This window comes from Candidatus Enterococcus wittei (genome assembly GCF_002140175.1).
Lineage (GTDB): Bacteria > Bacillota > Bacilli > Lactobacillales > Enterococcaceae > Enterococcus_B > Enterococcus_B wittei.
The window spans coordinates 1,057,133-1,062,270 of record NZ_NGMO01000001.1 but is presented as its reverse complement, the minus strand read 5'-3'; the positions used below and the strand labels follow the sequence as shown (position 1 = coordinate 1,062,270).

At 35.3% G+C, this 5,138-nt stretch carries 6 protein-coding genes; all 6 read left to right on the top strand.

Translation table 11 applies throughout. The features are described 5' to 3' along the window. Nucleotides 1-57 precede the first annotated feature (57 nt). On the top strand, nucleotides 58-720 hold the full coding sequence (locus A5844_RS04055) for an LCP family glycopolymer transferase (RefSeq protein ID WP_086283988.1): 663 nt from the start codon (nucleotides 58-60) through the stop codon (nucleotides 718-720). 40 nt (nucleotides 721-760) lie between these two features. Beyond that, entirely contained in the window at nucleotides 761-1,201 is a 441-nt protein-coding gene (locus A5844_RS04050) for a hypothetical protein (RefSeq protein ID WP_086283987.1), read from the top strand. 230 nt (nucleotides 1,202-1,431) lie between these two features. Then, complete coding sequence (locus A5844_RS04045; protein WP_179190545.1) at nucleotides 1,432-2,037, top strand: HAD-IA family hydrolase; 606 nt, start codon at nucleotides 1,432-1,434, stop codon at nucleotides 2,035-2,037. Between the two features lie 69 nt (nucleotides 2,038-2,106). Then, complete coding sequence (locus A5844_RS04040) at nucleotides 2,107-2,493, top strand: DUF1149 family protein (protein WP_086283985.1); 387 nt, start codon at nucleotides 2,107-2,109, stop codon at nucleotides 2,491-2,493. 211 nt (nucleotides 2,494-2,704) lie between these two features. Further along, nucleotides 2,705-4,096, top strand: coding sequence for an L-cystine transporter (locus A5844_RS04035; RefSeq protein ID WP_086283984.1), 1,392 nt, complete (start codon nucleotides 2,705-2,707; stop codon nucleotides 4,094-4,096). A gap of 362 nt (nucleotides 4,097-4,458) precedes the next feature. After that, nucleotides 4,459-4,830, top strand: coding sequence for a VOC family protein (locus tag A5844_RS04030; RefSeq protein ID WP_086283983.1), 372 nt, complete (start codon nucleotides 4,459-4,461; stop codon nucleotides 4,828-4,830). The last annotated feature ends 308 nt before the right edge of the window (nucleotides 4,831-5,138 follow it).

Below are 5,138 nucleotides of genomic sequence, written 5' to 3'. Positions count from 1 at the left end.
ATCAATGCCTACTGTCGGTTCATCTAATATAAGTCTGTCTCTTATACACATCTAGATGTGTATAAGAGACAGGATACGATCCTCAAACGATCGACATTTATTTATGTACAAATAGATGAGTATAAAACATTATTACATTTTTCGCCAGAGTTTCACTTAGAAGGGTTGACGATTGGTGAAATGTATCAGACAGATGGAGTATTAACAGTTGTTGAGTTCTTTAAGCAAGAATTAGAACTACCTGTTGAAGATTATCTTGAACTTTCACTACAAGAATGGGATCAAGCGATAGGGGAATTGTTCCCAGATGGAATGGTGGTAGAAAACGATTCTGGTAAAATACATTTGACAGTTACTGAACTCCAACAACAAATGCGTTATCAAATTGATGAGGAAGATTCTTTTTCTATTTTTCAACGCCAACAAAAGATTTTAAAAAGTTTTTTAAAACAAATTAGTAGGAAACGAAATTTGCTAAAAACAACACAATTATTGAAAAAATATCCTGGATTGCTTCAAACTTCGATTCAGTTTCCACAATTATTTTCATTGATCCGGCGATTTGTACGCCTAAAAGAGGTACCTTCCAGAAAAATGATTTTACCGTTGAAGGATACATTCAGAGTAATCAGACGAGAAGATGAAAAGAAATTAGTTGTCATTGATTTTATTCGTAATCGCAATGTACTGCATCAATTTGCGATGAAAAAGGCCAATTAGGGCTTTTTCTTTTGTAGTAAAGATAGAAAAGGAGTAAGAAATGGGTCAGATTTGGTTAAAACGTTTTTTAAGATTTTATACAAAGTATCAACAATTAATGAAAGGGAGATATGCGCGAATCGATCAGTTGAATCGTTTATTCCTGATTTTCTCTTTGATTGCTTTTTTGTTAAAAGCATGGCTTCCTTATTCTTTAGGTCAGATTTTATTTTTGTTTTTCTTCTTCCTAGTTATCTATCGGTTTAGTTCAAAGAAAATCTATGTGCGTTTAAACGAAAATCAAAAGTATTTGAAAAAAACAGTAGAATTCAAAGCTTGGGTGGCAAAATATACTAAAAAAAAGCAAAAGAAAAACGCAACACAAGAATATATTTTTTTCGCATGTCCAGCTTGTCAACAAAAACAACGAGCTCCAAAAGGCAGAGGACGGATCCGCGTAACTTGTAAGAAATGTGGCAATCAGTTTGAAACAGATGTTTAAAATCAGCGGATTGAGGTAAACATCAGGGCAATCGCTTCAAACTTAAGGTGAAGATCTGAATAGTCAACTCATTTTATTTTTAGCTTGTTTTTTGATGTAATCGCACTGGTGTAGATGGTTCAATCTAATGCTGAAATTTTTTGAATAGGGCTTATTCTTCTAAGAAGAAATGAAAAGCATTTAGTTCTTCGTTCTTCTTAATGAGGAAGTAAAGGAGGAAATCTATGGCAATCAAAAACTATATTTGGGATTTTGATGGTACTTTATTTGATACTTATCCGGCAATGGTAGAAGGTGCTGAAAAAGCTTTGCGACACTTTGACGTAGTTTTGTCGAAAAAAGAAATTTATCGCATCATGAAACAAGAATCTACTCAGACTTTAAGAAAGCAGTATGGACTGAGTGAAGAAGAGTTTGGGCCTTTATTCCATCAGTATGAACAAGAAAGCACTTTGTTATCTGCGCCTTTTGAAGATACAGAAAAAGTATTACGGATATTAAAAGAACGTGGTGCGAAACATTATATATTAACGCATCGAAATACAGCTTCGACTTGGAATTTGCTAGAAAAATTTGGTATAGAAAATTTGATTGATGAAGTTATCGGGATCGATCAAGACTTTCCTCGTAAGCCGGCGCCAGATGCGATCAACTATTTAATTGCTACTTTTGAATTGATGAAAGCTGACACACTGATGATCGGTGATCGACGGTTAGATATTCTAGCGGGGAAAAATGCCGGTATTTTAACTTGTCTGTATGATCTTGACCATTTTTTAGGAGAGATCCCCGCAGATTTTATCGTGACTCAATTATCAGAAATCCCTACTATCTGAAAGAAAGTAAAATAGAGTATCCCTTTCCAATTTTAGTTATGTTATAATTCAGATAGAGGAGTGATAACAATGGAAATCAGAAGACAAAAAGAAGTAGTAGAAGCTTTTCATTACGATATGAAAAGACCTGATCAAGAAGTACAAACAGATTTAAAAGTTGGTTTTTCACCATTAAAAGAAACAATTGAAAACTATCCGGAAGAACATAGCATCGTGGGTGCTCGTTTAGAATTTCGTTTAGTATTTGATACATATGTATTGTCTGGCAGTGTGAGTCAAATCAACCATATTTTAAATCGTAAAGTTGAAGATCAAAAAGATGTGACACAAGAAGAAGTAGATGAACTAGTTGCACCATTATTTGATATGGTGAAGCGATTAGCGTATGAAGTTACAGAGATTGCACTTGATGAACCAGGTGTGAAATTGAATTTTCAATCTGAAAAAGAAGCATAATGAAATAAACACCAGTGATAGTTTAAAACTATCACTGGTGTTTATTTCTATTACTAATTGTAAGCAAAACTAAAGCAATTTGTCTGAAAATAGTCTACACTTAATAAGTCACTGAAAAGATATTTTTCAGGAGAAAGACTGAAGAGTCTCTCTCGGGAACCTTTACTTCCTTCGATGGACTTGTCATTAAAAAATACGAGGAGGACAAAAAATGACAACACTCATCACAGTTTTAGTGGTTCTAGTTTTTGCGGTATTATTATATGGTTTTTATCTTATGCAAAAGCGCCATGCAAAATTTTCAACAAGGGTTTATATTGCACTCGCAGTAGGGATCGTTTTTGGCGGTCTTCTACAATTGATTTTTGGAGTGGAAAACGAAATCATCACCCAATCTATGGATTGGATCCGGATCGTAGGAGACGGTTACGTTAGTTTCTTACAAATGCTGATCATGCCATTAGTTTTTATTTCAATTGTAGCAGCTTTTACGAAAATGAAAGTTTCCGAAAAACTTGGAAAAATCAGTGCCACAGTGCTGACGACTTTATTAGCTACAACGGCAATTTCTGCATTGATTGGTATTGGTATGACGATGTTATTCAATCTTCAAGGAGCGGAATTTACGCAAGGAGCAGCAGAAACTGCTCGAATTTCTGAATTAGCGACTCGACAAGAAACAGTGGAAGGTTTAACTATTCCTCAACAAATCTTGTCATTTATTCCTAAAAATATTTTTGCAGATCTTGCAGGTACTCGGGCAACAAGTACAATTGCGGTAGTTATTTTTGCTGCTTTTGTTGGGGTTGCTTACCTTGGTGTGAAAAGAAAAGCACCAAAAGAAGCAGCTTTCTTTTCTGACTTGATCGATAGCCTTTACCGAATCGTGATGCGCATTGTTACCTTAGTCCTACGTTTGACGCCATATGGTGTGTTTGCGTTAATGACAAATGTCATGGCTACAAGTAATTTTGAAGCAATCATCAACTTAGGGAAGTTTGTTTTGGCTTCTTATCTGGCATTGTTTGCAGTTTTAATCGTTCATTCTTTGATTTTGATGGGCGTGAAAGTGAATCCACTAGATTATTTCAAAAAAGCTTTCCCAGTATTGAGCTTTGCGTTCACTTCACGTTCTAGTGCAGGCGCATTGCCATTGAATATTGAAACACAATCAAAAGCATTAGGTGTAGACGAAGCGACAGCTAACTTCTCAGCCAGCTTTGGCTTGTCAATTGGCCAAAATGGTTGTGCAGGTGTATATCCTGCGATGTTAGCCACAATTGTTGCTCCATCAGCAGGGATCAATGTTTTCAGCCCAGAGTTCATTTTAATGCTAGTTGCTATTGTAACGATTAGTTCATTTGGTGTAGCTGGTGTGGGTGGGGGAGCGACGTTTGCTTCTTTGATCGTACTAGGTGCGATGAATCTACCTGTAGCAATCGTTGGGCTAGTGATCTCGGTTGAACCATTGATCGATATGGCTCGTACAGCTACAAATGTTAGCGGTAGTATGGTGGCAGGAATCGTTACCAGTGCCCGTATCAAAGATCTTGATCGAGACGTGATCAAAGATGATTCAAAAGTAATCGATGTCAACGTTTAAAAATAGAAGAAGTTATGACGATGTGTGATACTTCCATAGAAAAATTCTCTTTTTATCGATAAGGATGAGTTGAGTAAAATTAAATCTGGAACAGAAGGAAAAAAATTCTGTTTCAGATTTTTTTGTTTTGGGAAGAAGTTAACCATAAAGTTGAAAGCTATGTTTTTATGGATAAACAGGAGGGAAATATCCGTCACTGCTTTTTCATAAACAGAGAGAATTATTTATTCCGAAAAGTGTAAATTTGATTAAAATAAATAACAAACTAACTTAATTTTCAAAGGAAATCCGCAGCTTAACATAGATTTTTCCCGGTCCCTATGCTAAACTAGCAAAGATAAAAAAGTAGAGGGTGGAAATCGATGTTTACAAATGAAATGAAAATCATGATGTATGTAGATGATGTTGAAAAAAATGCAGCGTTTTGGCAAGCTGTTGGTTTTAGCGAATTGGATCGACAAGAGATTGATGGAACATTAGTGATCGAAGTTGCTCCATCAAGTCAAGCTTCGTCTTCTCTTGTTTTATATGATCGTAAATTTATTGAACAGCATTCACCCGAAACAGCTGGTAGTTCTCCTTCTTTGATGTTTTACAGCGAAGAAATTTTTGATCTTTATAAACTGATGCAAAAGCAAAAAGTAGTCTTAGGGGATCTCGTTCAGTTAGGTGAAGAATATGTCTTCAATTTTGCTGATCCTGACGGCAACTATTTTGCAGTGACTGGTAAGTAATATAAAGAGGCTGGGACGGAAGTGTTAAGCTCCGAGTAATAAGCTGAAATTCACGAAAATTGCTTTTCAAATTTTTGTGAATTTCAGCTTATTATCGAAGGAGTCGCTTCTGATACCGCCGTTTATACGTATTTAGAGCATGAAACAAGAGTAAATTACACTTTTGTCCCATGCTCTTTCCTACGATTAGTCAAGAGAAATTTATAAATCAAATGATTTATTTTTAATCTAGAGTCAGAAGAAGAAAATGAAGGTATACGAAATAAACCAAGGAATAAGAAAATTTTTTTACTTGGTCTGTGCTATAA

Coding starts and splice junctions, on each gene's coding strand:
- A5844_RS04050 (WP_086283987.1), top strand. CDS start 761: ATGGGTCAGATTTGGTTAAAACGTTTTTTAAGATTTTATACAAAGTAT.
- A5844_RS04040 (WP_086283985.1), top strand. CDS start 2,107: ATGGAAATCAGAAGACAAAAAGAAGTAGTAGAAGCTTTTCATTACGAT.
- A5844_RS04035 (WP_086283984.1), top strand. CDS start 2,705: ATGACAACACTCATCACAGTTTTAGTGGTTCTAGTTTTTGCGGTATTA.
- A5844_RS04030 (WP_086283983.1), top strand. CDS start 4,459: ATGTTTACAAATGAAATGAAAATCATGATGTATGTAGATGATGTTGAA.